The organism is Halomonas sp. PAMB 3232 (assembly GCF_031954225.1).
In the GTDB taxonomy this organism is placed as follows: Bacteria; Pseudomonadota; Gammaproteobacteria; order Pseudomonadales; family Halomonadaceae; genus Vreelandella.
Window position 1 is genome coordinate 887325 of sequence record NZ_CP134865.1, and the last position, 17943, is coordinate 905267.

Genomic DNA, 17943 nt, shown 5'->3' on the forward strand with positions numbered 1-17943 from the left:
GCTTCGATGCATCGATGGCTGGTGATCGCCCTGGTGGGCGTTCTGGGATTTTTACAGTATCAGCTTTGGCTGGGTAACGGCGGCTGGCAGGATCTGCAGCGCGTCGAGCAGCGCGTGACGGTACAGGAGGCGGCGAACGTGCCCATGCGCGAGCGCAACGCGCGGCTGGCCGCCGAGGTCACCGATCTCAAGACCGGTCTGGATGCCATCGAAGAGCGCGCCCGTAGCGATATGGGCATGGTGCGAAGCGACGAGCAGTTTTTCTGGGTGCCGGGCGTGGCGATTCAAAACGAGCTGATCGGTTTGAACGCGGCAATGGTCGCCAACCCGGTCGCCGCCGAGAACGAGACCGCCGATGAGTGATCGCCTCTGGATGGTGGTGCCGGCGGCGGGCCAGGGCCGGCGCATGGGCGCCGACCGGCCCAAGCAGTATCTCGAGATCGAAGGCCGCCCGGTGCTGGCCCACACACTAAAGCGCCTGCACGCCGCCTATCCAGAGGCGCGGCTGGTACTCTGTCTGGACACCGACGATCGCTTTTTCGATCCGCGCTTCGTGCCGTTTGAACACTGGCAGCGGGTCGACGGTGGGCGCGAACGGGTCGACAGCGTCCAGAACGCGCTGAACGCGATCGACGCCGAGGATGACGACCTGGTCATCGTGCACGACGTGGCACGCCCTTGCGTCAGCGTCGAGGATCTGCGCGCGCTGGTCGATAACGCTCGCGTTTATCCGGGCGGGGCGCTTCTGGCCATGCCGGTGGCAGACACCATGAAGCGCGAGACGGAGGCCGGGCGCAGCGCGCATACCGAGCCCCGCGACGGGCTCTGGCACGCACTGACGCCCCAGGGGTTTCGCTTCGCGCTGTTAAAACGGGCGCTCATACACGCGCAGGAGCTGGGCATGGCGGTTACCGACGAAGCCTCCGCCATCGAGGCGCAGGGGCTTTCGCCAAAGCTCGTCAGCGCCCGCCGCGACAACCTGAAAATCACTCATCCCGATGATCTTGCCCTGGCGGCGGCGATTCTCTCGCTGCAGGCTGGCAACAGTAAAGAGTAGTGCTCATGCGTATTGGCCATGGATTCGACGTACACCGCTTCGGCCCGGGTGATCATTTGATGGTCGGTGGGGTTCGGCTCGCGTTCGAGCAGGGCTTCGTTGCCCACTCCGACGGCGACGTGCTGCTTCACGCGATCAGCGATGCGCTGCTGGGCGCCTGCGCGCTTGGCGACATCGGCCACCACTTCCCGGATACCGACCCACAATGGAAAGGCGCCGACAGCCGCGCACTCTTGCGCCACGTGGCCGCGCTGGTGGGCGAGGCCGGCTTCAGTGTGGGCAATCTGGACGCCACGATCATGGCCCAGGCGCCGAAAATGGCGCCCCATATCGGCGCCATGCGCGAGGTGATCGCCTTGGATCTCGGCGTGACGCTGGGCCAGGTCAATGTCAAGGCGACCACCACCGAGCGGCTCGGCTTTACCGGCCGGGGTGAGGGTATCGCCGCCGAGGCGGTGGTGCTGCTAACGCCCGGGGCGCGCTGATGAATCCACTGCCGGACTGGCCCCGCGCGCTGGAGGCTCGCTTTGGCCCCCGCGCGCCGGGCCAGTACCGCCAGGTACCGGAGGATTTCTTCGTCGATGAGCAGCTCGACTTCACCCCACAAGGCGAGGGCGAGCATGTGTGGCTGCGCCTTGAAAAACGCGGCCTGACCACGCTCGAGGTGGTCAAGCACCTCGCCCGACTTTGTGAGGTGGCGCCGCGCGCCATTGGCTACTCGGGCATGAAGGATAAAATCGCGGTGACGCGCCAGTGGCTCAGTGTCCACCTGCCAGGCCGGCCGTCGCCGGAGGGCCTGGAGGAGGCGCTCGCGGTTCAGGGCATTCGCCTGGTCGAGCAGGGGCGACACCCGCGCAAGCTCAAGCGCGGCGTGCACCGCACCAACCGCTTTCGGCTGCGCGTAAGCGGCGAGGCCGTCGAAACCGAGGCGTTCGCCAAACGCTGGGAGGCGCTGTGCCGTGAAGGCGTGGCCAACTACTTTGGCCCCCAGCGCTTTGGCGCCCAGGGGCGCAATCTGGAAAAGGCGCGCGCGGTGCTGCAAAAGGGCTGGCGCAAGCGCGACGACCGCCAGGGCATGCTGCTCTCCACGGCGCGCGCGTTTTTGTTCAACGAGTTTTTGAGCGCGCGGGTGGGTGATGGAAGCTGGCACTCGCCGGTACCGGGCGATACGCTGATGCTCGACGGCACCCAAAGCGTGTTTAGTATAAACGAGGTCGATGAAACGCTCACCGCGCGCGCCGAAGCGCTCGACCTTCACCCGGCGGGGCCGCTTTGGGGCGTTGGCGAGGCTGCGCTCGGTAAGGCCGGCGCGCTGGAGCAGGCGCTTTACGCCCGCGAAGCCGCGCTGTGTGACGGTTTGAACCGGGCGGGGGTGAAAAAAAGTCACCGGGCGCTTAGGATGCGCGTCATCGAGCCCGTACTGACGCGTGAGGCCGATGCCGTAGTGCTCGCATTTTCTTTGCCGCGTGGCGGCTTTGCGACCGCGCTTTTGCGCGAGCTGATCGACCACCCGGATTTTTGAAGGCGCGCTTGCGCGAGCGTACTCGCACATTTGGTGCCGTGCACACGGTCAGGGAATCACGCCACACCGACTGTCCAGGGAGAGGCCCATGCGACGACTGCTTTTATCCAACGACGACGGCGTGTACGCCCCGGGGCTTCGCGCGCTGCACGACGGGCTCATCGAGCACGCCAGACTGCGCGTGGTGGCGCCGGACCGTGACCGCAGCGGGGCGAGTAACTCGCTGACGCTGTCGCGCCCGCTATCGCTCACCGCGCTCGACAGCGGCTTTTACAGCGTCGATGGCACACCCGCCGACTGCGTCTATCTCGGCGTGAACGGGGTGTGGGATGAGCGCCCGGATCTCGTGATCGCCGGGATCAATCACGGTAGCAACCTGGGCGACGACGTGCTTTACTCCGGCACCGTTGCGGCGGCCATGGAAGGGCGCAACCTGGGCATGAGCGCGATCGCCATGTCGCTTTGCGGCGAGCGCCATTTCGAGAGCGCCGCGCGCATGGCGGCGACACTCGTCGGCGCTGCCGATACGCTGTCGCTGCCGCCAAGAACCCTTTTGAACGTCAACGTGCCGGATTTGCCCTGGGAGGAGATCAAGGGCGTTCGCGTGACAAGGCTTGGCTATCGCGGCCCGGCGGAGAAGGCGGTACCGATCAAGGATCCGCGCGGGCGCACGCGCTACTGGATCGCGCCGGTGGCGGCCAACGCCGACGACGGCGAGGACACGGATTTCGCCGCAATCAACGAAGGCTTCGTCTCGATCACGCCGCTACAGACCGACTTGACGCGCCACCCGGCGCGGGGCGACGTGCAAGCCTGGCTGGACGCTTTTGCCTGATCTCTTTCAGGCAGAGCGCCGTGGGCGGGGGATGACCTCCCAGCGCACGCGAGACCGTATGGTCGAACGGTTGATCGACCAGGGCATTGTTGACGCGCGGGTGCTCGAGGTCATGGCCGCCGAGCCGCGCCACCTGTTCGTCGACGAGGCGCTGGCGCACCGGGCGTACGAGGACACGGCGCTGCCGATTGGCTATGGCCAGACGCTTTCGCAGCCGTTCATCGTGGCGCGCATGACCGAGCTCGTGCTCAAGGCCAACCCCCGGCGGGTGCTCGAAGTAGGCACCGGGTCGGGCTACCAGGCGCTGGTGCTTTCGCGGCTGGTACCCACGCTTTATTCCGTCGAGCGAATCGTCACGCTTGGCGAGCGCGCGGCCGGGCGGCTTTCGAGTCTCGACGCCCGTGTGAATCTGGCGATCGCCGACGGCGGCGAGGGCTGGCCCGGCGGGCACACGTTCGACGTGATCCTGTTGACCGCCTGCGCGCAAACGCTGCCCAAAGCGCTGTTGGAGCAGTTGGGTCATCACGGCGTATTGATTGCGCCACTGGAAGCGCCGGACGGCAGCCAGTGGCTAACACAGGTCAAGCGTATCGGTGGGGCGTTCGAGAAGCGCCGTCTCGAGCCGGTACGCTTCGTCCCTTTATTGCAAGGAGTGGTGGATTGAAGCATCGACGCTTGGGCGTATTTTTGAAAGGCGCCGGGATGGGCGCCGCCGACGCGGTGCCCGGCGTTTCGGGAGGCACGATTGCCTTCATTACCGGTATTTATGAAGAGCTGATCCACACCATCAAGCAGTTCGGCCCCAGTGCCTGGCCTGCCTGGCGCCAGGGCGGCTGGCGGGGCCTTTTTGCGCATCTGAATCTCGGTTTTTTGGTGCCGCTTCTGGCCGGTATCGCGCTGAGCCTGGTGAGCGTGGCGCACTTGGCGCTTTGGCTGATGCACACACACCCGTTGCTGCTTGACGGCTTCTTTTTCGGGCTGGTCGCTGCCTCGGCGCTGGTGGTAGGTCGGGCGAGCGGGCGCTGGCGGCTTTTGTACGTGCTGCCGCTGTTGGCCGGGCTGCTGCTTGCCCAAGCGCTGCCGGCATTGATGCCGCTGGTGCTGCTGTTGGGCAACGAGGCGCTGATCGTCGTCGTGGCTGGAGCCATCGCCATCAGCGCGATGCTGCTGCCCGGCGTGTCCGGAAGCTTTTTGTTACTCACCATGGGGCTTTATGGCACCATCATGGGGGCTATCAAAAGTCTCGACATCGGTATTATCATGTGGTTTGGCTTGGGCTGTCTTGTCGGTCTGATGCTCTTTTCACGGTTTCTCTGGTGGCTTTTGAAGCGCCATCACAACGCCACGATGCAGCTACTTTTAGGTTTCATCGTCGGCTCGCTACCGGTGCTGTGGCCCTGGCGCGAACTTCTTAGCTATCAAATGGGCCCCGAAGGGCAGATCATTGCGCTATCGCACCGCTACCTGCTGCCAGGTGACTACGCTAACCTGATCGACGGTAGCGCTCAGGTAGCGGGCGTCGTTGTCATGATGCTCATCGGCGCGGCGCTGGTCGTGGTACTTAGCCGGCGGGCCGTTCAAGGACCAGGAAGTTCGACACAAGGCGCGCGGCGTTGAAAAGGAGTAGAGTTTGCATGCGTAAGGTTTTTACACTCTCTTTGGTGGCGTTGGCCATCAGCGGTTGCGTCAATCAGCCGTCAAACGCGCCCCAGGTACGAGATCTGAGCGAGGCGCGCCGCGCGGTGGAAAGCTCGCCCCAGTACACCGTCGCGCCGGGCGACACGCTCTATGGCATCGCCTGGCAATACAATTTGGACTACCGGGAGCTGGCGGCGATGAACAACATCGCCCCGCCGTATCAGATTCAACCCGGCCAGACCATCACGCTGCGCCAGGGCGGCGGGGCGAATGCTCAAGGGCCGAGCCCGGCCGATCAGTCGCCGCCGGCGCGTCAGGGGGGCGCGGTAGCTACTGGTCTGGGCGGTGGCGTGGCGATCGCTAGCAACGAGACCGGAGGCCAAAACACCGTTCAGTCAAGCGACCAGCAGATGGACTGGCTATTGCCGGATGAGAGTGCCATCGAGCGCAATCAGCGCATCACCGCCGAGCGCGGCGACACCAATAACGGCAGTAATGACGGCCAGGCGCCGGCGCGTGAAGAGGCGCCCATCGCCGAACCTGCGGCCGAGTCGTCGATAGAGGAGGCGCCCGCCGCCACGCCGGAGCCGGAGGCACCCGCTGAGCCCGAGCCGCAGCCCGAACCGGTGGAGTCGACACCCGAGCCCGCCGCCGCGCCCGAAGCGCCCGCGGCTCCGGATCGCTCCTCGCGCACCTTCACGCCGGCCGAGACCATCAACTGGCGCTGGCCGGCGGATGGCCAGGTCGCCGGTGGCTTTGGTGAAGGCGAAACGATCACCGCCGGGATTGATATCACGGGACAAAAGGGGCAACCTGTAAGAGCCGCCGGTCCAGGCATCGTGGTCTACGCCGGTAGCGGAGTACGGGGTTATGGCAACCTCATACTACTCAAACACAATGACCAGTTTCTTAGCGCTTACGCGCACAACGACAGCTTGCGCGTCAGCGAAAACGATGTGGTCGAGGCAGGAGAAGTCATTGCCACCATGGGCGATAGCGACACCGACAGCGTCAAACTTCATTTCGAGGTGCGCCGCGATGGCCAGCCCGAAAACCCCTTGGACTTTTTACCATCGCGATAAAGCGCTCTCTTTGATCGGCTTGGCCAAGGCGCCCTGCGCCTTTAGAAAAACCCGAACAGCTTGATAAGAGCGTCATATAACAATAACGGTGAGCGCGTACAGACAGTACGACCACCCACACTTTTTTACATGGCGGTTAGGCAAGACAACGGGGGTAAGATCATGAGCATGCTGGAGAAGGACCTGCAGGAGGTTGACCTCGAGACCGCGGAGGAGGCATTGGACGATGCCGAGGAATCCGCCAACGAAGAGGAAGATGCCTTCGAAAAAGCACTGGGGCGCGAAGATCGACAGTCGACCCAGAGCCTGGACGCTACGCAAATTTATCTCAACGAAATCGGTTTTTCGCCGCTTTTGACGCCGGAAGAGGAGGTCTATTACGGCCGGCTAGCGCGCAAGGGGGACCCGCTGGGTCGCTCGCGGATGATCGAATCCAACCTGCGCCTGGTGGTCAAGATCGCCAGACGCTACCTCAACCGGGGTTTGACGCTGCTCGATCTGATCGAGGAGGGCAATTTGGGCCTCATTCGCGCCGTGGAGAAGTTCGACCCCGAGCGCGGATTTCGTTTTTCGACCTACGCTACCTGGTGGATTCGTCAAACGATCGAACGGGCGCTGATGAATCAGACGCGCACCATTCGTTTGCCCATCCACGTAGTCAAGGAGCTCAACATCTATCTGCGCGCCGCGCGTGAGCTGACGCAAAAGCTCGACCACGAGGCGACCGCCGAAGAGATTGCCGAGCATCTCGACAAACCGGTGAGCACGGTCAAGAAAATGCTGGGCTTGAACGAGCGCGTGTCGTCGGTGGATTACCCCATGGGCGGCGAAAGCGACAAACCGTTGATCGACACCCTGGCTGACGACGATGTCTCCGGCCCGGAATCGCTACTGGTCGACGGTGACGTGCGCGAGCACGTCGATCACTGGCTCGACGAGCTCAGTGAAAAGCAGCGCGAAGTCGTGGTTCGCCGTTTTGGCCTTCGAGGCCACGAGTCGGCGACCCTCGAGGAAGTCGGCGCTGAAATTGGTCTGACTCGCGAGCGGGTTCGTCAAATCCAGGTCGAAGCGCTAAAGAAGCTTCGTCGCTCGCTGGAAAAACAGGGCCTCTCTCTCGACGCCATTTTCGAGAGCTAAGCCTTAAAGCACTGCTTCCCGCGAGACTTGCCAGCGGCAAGACAGGGCGCACCGGCCAGCCGGTGCGCCGGTATCCAGGCAGATGACCCGGCCCAATACGTTGGGCTTTTTTATACCCGAATGAAAACCGCAGGCGCCGTTTCAGCGCCTGGTAAGTGAGAAGAGCCATGCGCCCGCTGGCGGCCCATATCGATCTCGACGCGCTGCGTCACAACTACCGCGTGGCCGCCGGCTGCGCGCCCCAAAGCCGGTCCGTGGCGGTGATCAAGGCCAACGCCTACGGCCACGGCGCACTCGCCTGTGCCCGGGCGCTTGCGCCGCTCGCGCCGGCGTTGGCGGTGGCGTGTATCGAAGAGGCGATCACGCTGCGCGAAGGCGGCATCACCGCTCCCATCGTACTGCTCGAGGGCTTCTTCGACGCCGAAGAGCTCGCTCTTATCGATGCTCACGGCTTATGGACCAGCGTGCACAGCGAGTGGCAAATCGAGGCGCTATTGGCGTTTACGCCCCAAACGCCGATCCCCGTCTGGGTCAAGGTCGACTCCGGCATGCATCGGCTGGGGTTCGAGCCCGACCGGGTAGAGGCCATTTGGCGCCGACTCGAGGCCGCCCCTGGAGTCGGCGAGCTTCACCTGATGAGCCACTTCGCCACGGCGGATGCCGGCGACAGCGGCTACTTCGAGCGCCAGCTTCAAAGTGTCGCGGCACTTGGAAAGGCGCTCGGCGCGCCGCTTTGCCTGGCCAACTCGCCGGCCACGCTTGCCTATCCCGCTGCTCACGGCGCCTGGAACCGGCCCGGGGTAATGCTTTACGGCAGCAATCCGCTGGAAGTGGACAACGCCATTACCCAGGCGCTTCGCCCGGTCATGAGCCTGCGCTCGGAAATCATCGCGCTGCGCGAGATCGAGGCAAACGAGCCGGTCGGCTACGGCGGGCGCTGGCGCGCACCCGGGCGCTCATTGATCGCCGTGGTCGCCGCGGGCTACGGTGACGGCGTCGATCGTCACGCAAAAGACGGCACGCCGGTGCTGGTTAACGGTCAGCGCTGCCGGATCGTTGGGCGCGTGTCGATGGACATGCTCACCGTGGATGTGACCGACGTGAGCGGCGTTGCGATCGGCAGCGACGTGACGCTCTGGGGTCAAAGCGCCTGTGGGGCGCTTTTGTCGGTGGACGAGGTCGCCCGCCACTGCGACACGATCAGCTATACGCTCTTGACCGGGGTGCTGCCCCGGGTGCCGCGCCGCTATCACGGCGCTTGATCAAGGTTATTGGAATGTCGAAGAAACCCTTTCCCCGTTCGTTCGCTCACCCGCGCTACTGGTCGACCTGGCTTGCCATCGGCGCGATGGTTGTTGTGGCCTGGCTGCCCTGGCGGCTGAAGCTCGCGATCGGCAAGCTCATCGGGCTGATGGCCTGGGCGCTGATCAAGCGCCGGCGCCATATCACCGCGACCAACATCGCGCTCTGCTTTCCGGAAAAAAGCGCTGAGGAGCAGCGCCAGCTGGTCAAACAGACCTTCATCGCCAACGGTATCGGGCTGGTCGAGACCGCCACCGGCTGGTGTCGCCGCGCCGAGGGCTTTCGCCACCGGGTGGCCTACCATGGCGAGGAGCACCTGGCCCGGGCCAAAGCTCAGGGCAAGGGCGTGCTGGTCGTCGGCATTCACTTCTCGACGCTGGATTTAGGCGGGGCGCTGCACTCGCTCTTCTTTCCGGCGGACGTGGTCTACCGGCCGCACAATAATCCGCTGTTCGAGCGCTTCATGACCCGGGCCCGCTCGCGGATTTTTGGCCAGGCGATCGACCGCCACGACCTGCGCGGGGTCGTGCGTCGCATCAAGGCGGGGCATATCGTCTGGTACTCGCCGGACCAGGACTTCGGCCGCGATGTCAGCGTATTTGCGCCGCTCTTTGGCCAGCAGGCGGCGACCATTCGTCTGACCTCGAAGATCGCGCGCATGACCGGCGCGCCGGTAGTGCCCTTGATGTTCCACCGCAATCCGGATAACCGCACCTACACCATCGAGTGTCTGCCGGCCTTCGAGAATTTCCCGAGCAAGGATGAAGTGGGCGACGCCACCCGGGTGAACCAGTTCATCGAACGGGCGATCCGCAAACACCCGGAGCAGTACCTGTGGCTTCACCGGCGCTTCAAGACGCGCCCGGAAGGAGAGGAGAAGGTTTACTAGCTGATAGAACTGATGGCGCGCCAAGCGATCGGTAGGAGGAGGATCGTGTAACCCGTAGCGGGGGTCTTTCGCCAGGGAAGGCGAAAGTAGCGTACAGGGAGGTATCCACAGCGCCCCCGCGTAGGGTTACGCGAGCCTCCGGACTCAAGGTCAAACATGAAAAAAGCCGACGCGCAGGCGTCGGCTTTTTCGTTTTCGATCGATGGATGATCAATCGAGATTGCGCGAGTAGAAGATCTCCAGCATCTCCTTGCGCAGTCGGCTTTCGATGTCGCGCGCCTCCTCGAAGGTGATGTCGCGCCGTGAGGTGCCGAACAGATAGTTGTCCAGCTCGAAATCCTTGAGCAGCATCTTGGTATGGAACATGTTGTCCTGATACACGTTCACATCCATCATCTGATACGCCTGTTTGGTGTCCTCGGCCAGGTAGTCCTGAATCGAGGTAATGGCGTGGTCGATGAAAAGCTTTTTACCGTCGACGTCGCGAGTGAAGCCGCGTACCCGGTAATCCATGGTGACGATATCGGAATCGAAGCTGTGAATCAGGTAGTTCAGCGCCTTGAGCGGGCTGATGTGGCCGCAGGTGGAGACATCGATATCCAGGCGGAAGGTGCTGATGCCGTTGTCCGGGTGGGACTCGGGGTAGCTGTGCACCGTCACGTGGCTCTTGTCCAGGTGGCCGACCACGGTTTCCGGCAGCGGGCCCGGACCGGGCGTCGTTTGGGCGACCGGCTCGTCGAGCTCGTGCTCGGCGATCAAGATGGTCACGCTGGCGCCGTGGGGCTCGTAGTCCTGGCGCGCGATGTTGAGTACGTGCGCGCCGATGATGTTGGTCACATCCTTGAGAATCTGGGTAAGACGCTCGGCGTTATACAGCTCATCGATATAGTCGATATACGCGCCGCGCTGCTCTTCGGTCTTGGCGTAGCAAATATCGTAAATATTGAAGCTTAACGAGCTGGTGAGGTTGTTAAACCCGTGGAGTCGGAGATTATCAGGCAATTCCGCGCCTCCTGATGGCAGTGAAAACACCCCGACGAGCCAGCGCCGGAACCGATTCGCAAATGTTGAGCGCCCCGCGTCGGGCGCGAGGGCGGGCTATTATGCCCCCCCGCGGCCCGCGTTGCATCCCGGCTGGCCATTTTTTTACGACGCAACGTCCTGGATCTCGAAGGAGTGCGTGATGTCAACGCCGCCCTTGACCAGCATGATCGAAGCGCTGCAGTACTTTTCCGCCGAGAGCTCGACGGCGCGCTGCACCTGCTTCTCCTTGAGGTTGCGGCCGGTGACCACGAAATGCACGTGGATGCGGGTGAACACCGAGGGCACCTCGTCGGCGCGTTCGGCGTCGATCTCGGCCACGCAGTCGGTGACATCGGCTCGCGCCTTGTCGAGAATGTTCAATACATCAAACGCCGTGCAGCTGCCCATGCCCATCAACAGCATTTCCATCGGGCGTGGGCCGGTGTTGCGCCCGCCGTGATCCGGCGGCCCGTCGATCACCACGCTGTGGCCGCTGCCCGACTCCGCCACGAACTGGCGCCCGTCTGTCCATTTCACTCGTGCTTTCACGCGGCTCTCCTTTTGACTGATGCCGGAGTTTGAATACGTTAATAGGCTGTTCCAGGGATGCCAAGCGCGCTTGAGAAGGACGCCAGCTCCACTACTGATGCGCGCAGCATAGCACGCCTGCCACTCGAGACCCTTAGCGCGGCAGCGGCCAGCCACCTTCATCGATGGCGATGAAATCCGCGATCTCCGGATTGTAGAGATAGACCCACGCCTCGCCGAAGCGGGTGGTCAGCGTGACGCGCTGATACTCGCCTTCTCCCGGGGCGTCGAGTCGGTGATCCTCCAGCACGTCGAGACGGGCGAGCATGGCCTCATCGACGCGGTAGACCTCCAGCGCAATGCCTTTCGATTCGCGCTGTTTGGCGCCGGGATAAGGGCCCACGTCGTAAAGCGTGAGCACGCGGCTGGTATCCGCGCCGACGAACTCGGCGCCCTCCAATAGATAGGCATTATTGAGCCCCTTTTTCAGCGTGCCGTAAACGGCGACCAAGGGTGTGACGGCGATGTCGTCGGCAAGGCTCACGGTGACTCCTCGTTGAAACGGTGGGTCGATGACGTCAAAAAATCCTCGAGCGCTTTTAGGCGCGCCGGCGTGCCGACGTCCACCCAGTGACCGGTAAAGTGCTCAGCGCTGACCTGCCCGTGGGCAATCGCCTCTTTTAGAAGCGGCGCCAGCGCGAAGGCGCCGGGGGAGCAGCCCTGAAACAGCGCCGGATGAATCACGGCGATGCCCGAGTAGGTAAGCGCCGGCGTATCGAGTCCCGCCAGGCCCTGTTCGAGCGAGAAGTCTCCGTTTGGGTGCTGGGGCGGGTTGTCCACCAGCATCAGGTGGGCGAGCGCCTGAGGCACCAGCGTTGGGGTAGGCAGGGCGTCACACCAGACGTCGCCATTGACCAGCAAAAAGGGCGCCTCGCCCAGAAGCGGCAGAGCGTTGAGGATGCCGCCGCCGGTTTCCAGCGGCGTCTGTTCCACGCTGTAGGTGATCGAGAGCCCGTAGCGCGCGCCGTCGCCCAGGGCCTCCATGATCTGCTCGGCGCGGTAGCTTACGTTGATCACCACCTCAAAAATACCGGCTCGGGCCAGGTGCGCCAGATGATGCTCGATCAGCGCCTTGCCGCCTACGGTCAGCAAGGGCTTGGGGCAGGTGTCGGTCAGCGGGCGCATGCGCGTGCCGAGCCCGGCGGCCAGAATCATCGCCTTCATGGTGAATCTTCCAGCTTGGCGGCGATGGCCGGGCGCAGCGTATCGCGCGTCCAGCGGGTGAAATCGTCGTGGTTTGAGAGCCCGGCCAGGCTGTCCTCGAGGTGATCCAGAAAGTGGGGCAGCCGCTCGAGGTAGCCGGTTTTGGCGTCGCGCAGGGTCAGACGGCAGAAAATGCCCAGCACCTTCAGCGAGCGCTGGGCAGCCATCGCGCGACACCAGCGCAAAAACGCCGCCGCGTCGACGCTTGCCGGCAGGCGCCCGTCCTGGCGCGCCCGGGCGTGAAACGCCAGCGCCAGCGCGTCGAAATCACTCGCGTCAAAGCGCCAGTAGCGCCCGCACAGAAGCGATATGACGTCATAAGTGATGGGCCCGGCCACCGCGTCCTGGAAATCGATCATGTAAAGGCGCCCGGCGTGGGGCATGAGGTTCATGGCATCGAAGTCTCGATGTACACTCACTACCGGCTGCGAAAGCGCCAGCCGCGTGAGCTCATCCTCGAAAGCGGCGAGCGAGGTCGGTACCTCGAGGCCGAGCCAGCTCTTCAGGCACCACTCGGGAAATAGCGCGAGCTCGCGGCGCAGCAGCGCCTCGTCAAATGCCGGCAACGTGCTCGGGTCAACGGCGTTTTGCAGTGCGCTCACAAGCGCGAGCGCCTCTGCCGTGTGCTCATGCACGCTCGCGGTATCGATGAATCTGGTCTGAAGCGGCGTATCGCCCAGGTCCTCGAGCAGCAGAAAGCCTTGGTTCAGGTCCGCCTGATAAATGGCGGGCACCGGCAGGTTCGCCGCGCGAAGCCGCCGGCCGATCGCCACGAACGGAGCGGAGTCCTCTTGCTCGGGCGGGGCGTCCATGACAATTTGTGTTTCGCCGGAGGGAAGTCTCAGGCGAAAATAGCGGCGAAAACTCGCATCGCCCCCGGCTGGGGCGAGGGTAAGGGCGGTCGCATCGAGACCGTGCTGGTCGGCGACCCACCTGGTGAGGGCGTCAAACCTGGATGTGGACATGCAAGCTCCTTGCTGGTCGGGCATCATGCGAGCTGTATAATACCGATTCTGAATGCCAAGGATAACGAACATGGGCAAGCGATGTACGGGAACGGCGCTGGCAGGACATACGCTGCTGGGCATTTTTGCGCTCACGGCGACGTCGGCGGTAGCGCAAGGCGAGCCGCTGCCCGCCAGTGCGCTGGACTGGCAGCCCTACCGGCCGGACGAGGCGTCCAATCAGCTGTGTCGCGGCCGCTACGTGATGCCCGGCTATCGTTTGCCCGCCGAGCAGAACCCCGAAACGCTCTCGGTAGAAGCGGGAGAGGCCGACTACGCCCAGAACGGCGAGGCGCTCTTGCGCGGTGACGTGGTGCTGCGCCGGGCTGATAGCGAGCTTCAGGCCGCGCAGATCTTTCTTCCCGCCGAGCGCGAGCAGGTCGATGCCGAAGGCGAGCTTGCGCTTCGAAACGGCCAGGCGCTGGTGCGCGGCGACCAGGCCACGCTGTTTCTCAACGAAGACCGCGCCACCATCGACAATAGCCATTATGTTCTTTACGAGCCGCGCCTGCGCGGTCAGGCCGAGCGGCTCGAGCAGACCGGCGAGGATCAGTACCGGCTTCGAAGCGCCAGCTTCACCACCTGCGAGCCCGGTGAAAATACCTGGCAGATTCTGAGTAGCGATATTCGCCTGAATCAGGCCGCGGGCTTCGGCACCGCGCGCAACGCCCGCCTGCACGTCAAGGATGTGCCGGTGTTCTACTGGCCCTGGGTGCGCTTTCCGCTCGACGACCGGCGCCAGAGCGGCTTCTTGTGGCCAACGCTTGGCTTCTCCAATGATGGACTGGACTACGCCCAGCCCTACTACTGGAACATCGCGCCCAACCAGGACGCGACCATTACGCCGCGCTTCATGACCGACCGGGGACTTTTGCTCAACGGCGAATACCGCCACATGAGCGAGCAGACCCGCACCCTCGTCGAGGGTGGTTACCTCGCCGACGACGGCGGCCGGAGTTCCGGCGACAACCGCTTCGAGGGCGAGGAGCGCTGGTACATCGACGCCCAGCACCGCGGGCGCATCAACCCGCGCAGCAATTACAATTTGCGCTATGGCGGCGCCAGCGACGGGCGCTACTTCGATGACTTCGGCGCCGAGTTCGGCAGTAGCGAGCGCGCCGGTATGGAGCGCCTGGCGCAGGTGGATTACCGCGGCGAGCGCTGGCAGCTCGACGCCCGCGCCCAGGGGTTTCAGCGCCTGGAGGACCCGCTGGCCGATAGCGACAAACCCTTCTATCGCCTGCCGAGTCTGACCGCCAACACCACGGACTGGGATCTCGGCGGCGGCTTTTACGGCCAGTGGCGCTCGAATGCGACCTACTTCTGGCGCGACGTGAACGAAAACCTGGTGCCCGAGCGTGAAGCGGCCAACGGCTCGCGCCTTCACCTGACCCCGGCGGTGGGCTGGCGCTTCGAGAAGCCCTGGGGCTATATCGAACCGCGCACCGAGTTCTGGAACACCGCCTACGAGCTCGACTACGGCAGCCGCGACACCGACCGCGCCACGTCGCCCACGCGAAGCCTGCTGGTCACCTCCATCGACAGCGGCCTGACTTTCGAGCGCGATCTGGAGCTCGGCGGCGACGGCTATCGCCAGACGCTGGAGCCGCGGCTGAATTACGCCTTCGTGCCGCGTACCGACCAGACCGATTTGCCCGAGTTCGACAGCTATGAGCGTGCTTTTTCCTGGGATCAGCTCTGGTCGCCGCTGCGCTTCTCCGGCGCCGATCGGGTGGGCGATCTCAACCGGATCTCCTACGGCGTGCAGTCGCGGTTGATCGAGGACGACGCTGGGCGCGACCGGCTCACCTTCGGCGTAGGCCAGAGCGCCTACTTTGCCGAGCGGCGCATCGACGAAAACGGCGACCCCGACACGCTACCGGCGCGCCCGGAGGAGAACCCCTTCGTCAATCCGCAAAGCCGCTACCAGGCGACGCGCGACCGCTCGCCGCTGGTGACGCGGCTGGATTGGCAGATCAGCGACCGTTTCAGCACCGGCTACGAGTGGCTCTACGACGACCAGCGTCAGCAGACCGAGCGCTCCAGCGTCGACGTGCGCTATCGCCATCCCGAGGGGCACGTAGTGAACCTTGGCTACCGTTGGGAGATCGAAGGGTTCGATCCAGGCGTTGTGCCCGGCGACGACGGCTTTCGCGACTACAACCGTGAAGAGTGGGATCTTTCGGTGGGATACAAGGCTGCCCCGCAGATCGACCTGATCGGGCGCTATCTGTATGACCAGACCAACGACCGGGCGCTGGAACAGCTGGCCGGCGTGCAGTGGAACGACTGCTGCTACGGCGTTCAGCTGGTGTGGCGCGAATGGATCGACGACAACGACACCGCCCGTGTGGCCGACGATTTCAGCGACCGCGGCCTGTTTTTGCGCTTCGTTTTCCGGGGGCTGGGCGGCGTTGGCCAGGGCGCGAACACCTACTTCGACCGGGCGATTCCAGGCTACACGCCTTCGCCTTTGTAACGTGCCACGGTGATGATGCGTGATTCGCGTAACGCGCGGCTATTTTTAAGCGACGAAGAGAGTTTTCTTATGATGATGCACAAACGCCGGGCCCAGGGCCGCTTTACACGAACGCTTTCGCGGCTGACTACGGTCGGGGCGCTGGCGCTTAGCCTGGGCGCCGGCGCGGCGCTGACCAGCACCCAGGTGCTGGCCCAGAGCTTTCAAAACAGCCAGCGCCAGACGCTCGATAGCGTCGCGGCGGTGGTCAACGACGGCGTGATCATGCAAAGCGAGCTCGATGATCGCGTCAATCAGATCGAGCAGCAGGCCCAGGCGCAGGGCGGCGAGCTGCCGCCGCGGCGCCAGCTCACCCAGCAGGTGCTCGAGCGCATGGTGCTCGACGAAATTCAGCTGCAGATGGCGCGTGATGCGAATCTCAATGTCGACGATACCGAGCTCAACCGCCAGCTACGCAGCATTGCCGAATCCAACGGCATGAGCCTTGATGGCTTCGCCGACGCCCTCGAGGCCGACGGGCTGAGCCTGGCCGAGGTGCGCGAGGACGTGCGCCGCGAAATGCTGATGCGCCAGGTGCAGCAGCGCCAGATCCAGCAGCGCGTCAACGTCAGCGAGCGCGAGGTCGACCGCTTTATCGAGCAGCAGCCCGGCCAGCAGGGCCAGTCCTTCATCGAGGAGAGCCAGGCGCGCCACATTCTCGTCGCGCTGACGCCGACCCGCGATGAAAGCCAGGCCCGCGCCCGCGCCGAGCAGGTGCGCTCGCGCCTGCAGCAGGGCGAATCCTTCGCCGCGGTGGCGCGCGAGTTCAGTGACGACAGCGGCAGCGCCATGAATGGCGGCGATTTGGGCTGGGTGCGCCCGGGCCAGACCGTGCCGGCGTTCGAAGAGGCGATGAATAGCCTGAGCCCGGGCCAGATCTCGGCGCCGGTACGCTCGCAGTTTGGCTACCACGTGATCGAGGTGCTGGACCGCCGCCGTCAGGACGTGACCGACGAGAGCCGCCGCGAGCAGGTGCGCCAGGCGATCTTCCAGCGCCGCGCCAACGAAGAGCTGCAGAACTGGCAGCGCGAGATTCGCGAACAGGCCTTCGTGGACATTCGCCAGTAATGTCACGAGAGCCCCGGTTACCGCTTTTAGTCACCACCGGTGAGCCGGCGGGCATCGGCCCGGAACTGGTGCTGATGCTGGCCGCGCAGAAGCGCCTGCCCCCGGACACCGTTGCCGTGGGCGACCCGCAGATGCTGGCCGAGCGCGCCGCACGCTTGAAGCTCGACGTTGACATTGTGACCGAGCAGCACGCGTCGGAAAACGTCTTGAGGCCTCAGCTTCCAGTGTGGCCGGTCACCCTCGCCGCGCCCTGCGTGCCCGGGGTGCTGGCCCCGGCCAACGCCGCCTACGTGATCGAAACGCTCGAGATCGCCGTTCGCGCCTGCCTGGAAGGGCAGGCGGCGGGTATCGTCACCGCGCCGCTGAACAAGGGTGTGATCATCGACGGCGGCTTTACCGGCTTCACCGGCCACACCGAGTGGCTGCGCGATGCCTGCGGCGTCGATGAGGTGGTGATGATGCTGGCCACCGACCGCGCCCTGCACGCCCAGCAAGACGGCTGGCAGGGAAGCCGTGATCTGCGCGTGGCGCTGGCCACCACGCACCTGCCGCTTCGCCAGGTGGCGGACGCCATCACCTTCGAGCGCCTGACGCGCCTCATTACGCTGCTCGCCGAGGACCTGACCCGCCAGTTCGCGATTGCCTCGCCGCGCATCGCGGTGTGCGGGCTCAACCCCCACGCCGGCGAAGAGGGGCATTTGGGCGTTGAAGAGATCGAGACCATCACGCCGGCCATCGAGCACCTGAGCGCACAGGGAGTCGACGTTCGCGGCCCCTACCCGGCGGATACGCTCTTCACCCCGCGCCACCTCAAGGAGGTCGACGCGGTGCTGGCGATGTATCACGACCAGGGGCTTTCGGTGCTAAAGTATGCAGGGTTCGGCCAGGCGGCCAACATTACCCTTGGCCTGCCGCTGGTGCGCACGTCGGTCGATCACGGCACCGCGCTGGATTTGGCGGGGCTGGGCGTGGCGAGCCCCGAAAGCCTGCTGGTGGCGATCGATCTCGCCAGACGCCTTGGCGACCAGCGCGCCGCCCATGCCGCCGCGGCGCCTTAGCCTCCGGTTCATTCGCCAC

General features: G+C 64.4%; 19 protein-coding genes. 14 read left to right on the forward strand and 5 right to left on the reverse strand.

All coding sequences use genetic code 11. The annotated features are described in order from the left end of the window. Positions 1 to 6 precede the first annotated feature (6 nt). The 11 genes from ftsB to lpxL all read left to right on the forward strand — a co-directional run bounded on the left by ftsB (position 7) and on the right by lpxL (position 9462). Positions 7 to 363, forward strand: coding sequence for a cell division protein FtsB (gene ftsB / locus RN346_RS04125; protein ID WP_311962219.1), 357 nt, complete (start codon positions 7 to 9; stop codon positions 361 to 363). After that, positions 356 to 1057, forward strand: coding sequence for a 2-C-methyl-D-erythritol 4-phosphate cytidylyltransferase (gene ispD, locus RN346_RS04130; protein ID WP_311962220.1), 702 nt, complete (start codon positions 356 to 358; stop codon positions 1055 to 1057). Before ftsB ends, ispD begins: the two co-directional genes overlap by 8 nt. A 5-nt stretch (positions 1058 to 1062) precedes the next feature. Further along, positions 1063 to 1542 (forward strand): 2-C-methyl-D-erythritol 2,4-cyclodiphosphate synthase, encoded by a 480-nt coding sequence (gene ispF / locus RN346_RS04135; protein ID WP_311960291.1) that lies wholly within the window; start codon positions 1063 to 1065, stop codon positions 1540 to 1542. Continuing rightward, a complete protein-coding gene (gene truD, locus RN346_RS04140; protein ID WP_311962221.1) occupies positions 1542 to 2579 on the forward strand; it encodes a tRNA pseudouridine(13) synthase TruD in 1038 nt (345 codons plus the stop codon). Before ispF ends, truD begins: the two co-directional genes overlap by 1 nt. Before the next feature lie 88 nt (positions 2580 to 2667). Beyond that, positions 2668 to 3414, forward strand: a complete 747-nt coding sequence (surE, locus tag RN346_RS04145; RefSeq protein ID WP_263584841.1) for a 5'/3'-nucleotidase SurE — start codon at positions 2668 to 2670, stop codon at positions 3412 to 3414. A gap of 31 nt (positions 3415 to 3445) precedes the next feature. Continuing rightward, positions 3446 to 4078, forward strand: a complete 633-nt coding sequence (locus tag RN346_RS04150) for a protein-L-isoaspartate(D-aspartate) O-methyltransferase (protein WP_263584840.1) — start codon at positions 3446 to 3448, stop codon at positions 4076 to 4078. Further along, positions 4075 to 5031, forward strand: a complete 957-nt coding sequence (locus RN346_RS04155) for a DUF368 domain-containing protein (protein WP_263584839.1) — start codon at positions 4075 to 4077, stop codon at positions 5029 to 5031. Before RN346_RS04150 ends, RN346_RS04155 begins: the two co-directional genes overlap by 4 nt. A 17-nt stretch (positions 5032 to 5048) precedes the next feature. After that, complete coding sequence (locus RN346_RS04160; RefSeq protein ID WP_311960294.1) at positions 5049 to 6134, forward strand: peptidoglycan DD-metalloendopeptidase family protein; 1086 nt, start codon at positions 5049 to 5051, stop codon at positions 6132 to 6134. 162 nt (positions 6135 to 6296) lie between these two features. Further along, positions 6297 to 7271, forward strand: a complete 975-nt coding sequence (gene rpoS, locus RN346_RS04165) for an RNA polymerase sigma factor RpoS (protein WP_263584837.1) — start codon at positions 6297 to 6299, stop codon at positions 7269 to 7271. 167 nt (positions 7272 to 7438) lie between these two features. After that, on the forward strand, positions 7439 to 8533 hold the full coding sequence (gene alr / locus RN346_RS04170; RefSeq protein WP_311962222.1) for an alanine racemase: 1095 nt from the start codon (positions 7439 to 7441) through the stop codon (positions 8531 to 8533). 14 nt (positions 8534 to 8547) lie between these two features. After that, positions 8548 to 9462 carry an LpxL/LpxP family Kdo(2)-lipid IV(A) lauroyl/palmitoleoyl acyltransferase gene (lpxL, locus tag RN346_RS04175; protein WP_311962223.1) on the forward strand — a complete coding sequence of 305 codons (915 nt, stop codon included), beginning with the start codon at positions 8548 to 8550 and terminating at the stop codon, positions 9460 to 9462. 210 nt (positions 9463 to 9672) lie between these two features. Here lpxL and speD read toward each other — a convergent pair whose 3' ends face one another. The 5 genes from speD to RN346_RS04200 form a co-directional block, all read right to left on the reverse strand. Beyond that, entirely contained in the window at positions 9673 to 10464 is a 792-nt protein-coding gene (gene speD / locus RN346_RS04180) for an adenosylmethionine decarboxylase (protein WP_263584834.1), read from the reverse strand. Between the two features lie 144 nt (positions 10465 to 10608). After that, a complete protein-coding gene (locus RN346_RS04185) occupies positions 10609 to 11034 on the reverse strand; it encodes an OsmC family protein (RefSeq protein WP_311962224.1) in 426 nt (141 codons plus the stop codon). Positions 11035 to 11167: 133 nt separating this feature from the next. Continuing rightward, entirely contained in the window at positions 11168 to 11557 is a 390-nt protein-coding gene (locus RN346_RS04190; protein ID WP_263584832.1) for a gamma-glutamylcyclotransferase, read from the reverse strand. Further along, positions 11554 to 12237, reverse strand: coding sequence for an N-acetylmuramate alpha-1-phosphate uridylyltransferase MurU (gene murU, locus RN346_RS04195; protein ID WP_311962226.1), 684 nt, complete (start codon positions 12235 to 12237; stop codon positions 11554 to 11556). Before murU ends, RN346_RS04190 begins: the two co-directional genes overlap by 4 nt. After that, positions 12234 to 13241 (reverse strand): phosphotransferase, encoded by a 1008-nt coding sequence (locus tag RN346_RS04200; protein ID WP_311962227.1) that lies wholly within the window; start codon positions 13239 to 13241, stop codon positions 12234 to 12236. Before RN346_RS04200 ends, murU begins: the two co-directional genes overlap by 4 nt. Positions 13242 to 13311: 70 nt before the next feature. On the opposite strand from RN346_RS04200, the gene RN346_RS04205 reads away from it, so the two are divergent. The 3 genes from RN346_RS04205 to pdxA all read left to right on the forward strand — a co-directional run bounded on the left by RN346_RS04205 (position 13312) and on the right by pdxA (position 17924). Next, positions 13312 to 15759, forward strand: coding sequence for an LPS-assembly protein LptD (locus tag RN346_RS04205; RefSeq protein ID WP_311962228.1), 2448 nt, complete (start codon positions 13312 to 13314; stop codon positions 15757 to 15759). A 75-nt stretch (positions 15760 to 15834) separates the two neighbouring features. Further along, entirely contained in the window at positions 15835 to 16866 is a 1032-nt protein-coding gene (locus RN346_RS04210) for a peptidylprolyl isomerase (protein WP_409335793.1), read from the forward strand. Next, positions 16866 to 17924: a 4-hydroxythreonine-4-phosphate dehydrogenase PdxA gene (pdxA, locus tag RN346_RS04215; RefSeq protein ID WP_311960301.1), complete on the forward strand. Its 1059-nt coding sequence runs from the start codon at positions 16866 to 16868 to the stop codon at positions 17922 to 17924. The genes RN346_RS04210 and pdxA overlap by 1 nt, the downstream gene beginning before the upstream one ends. The last annotated feature ends 19 nt before the right edge of the window (positions 17925 to 17943 follow it).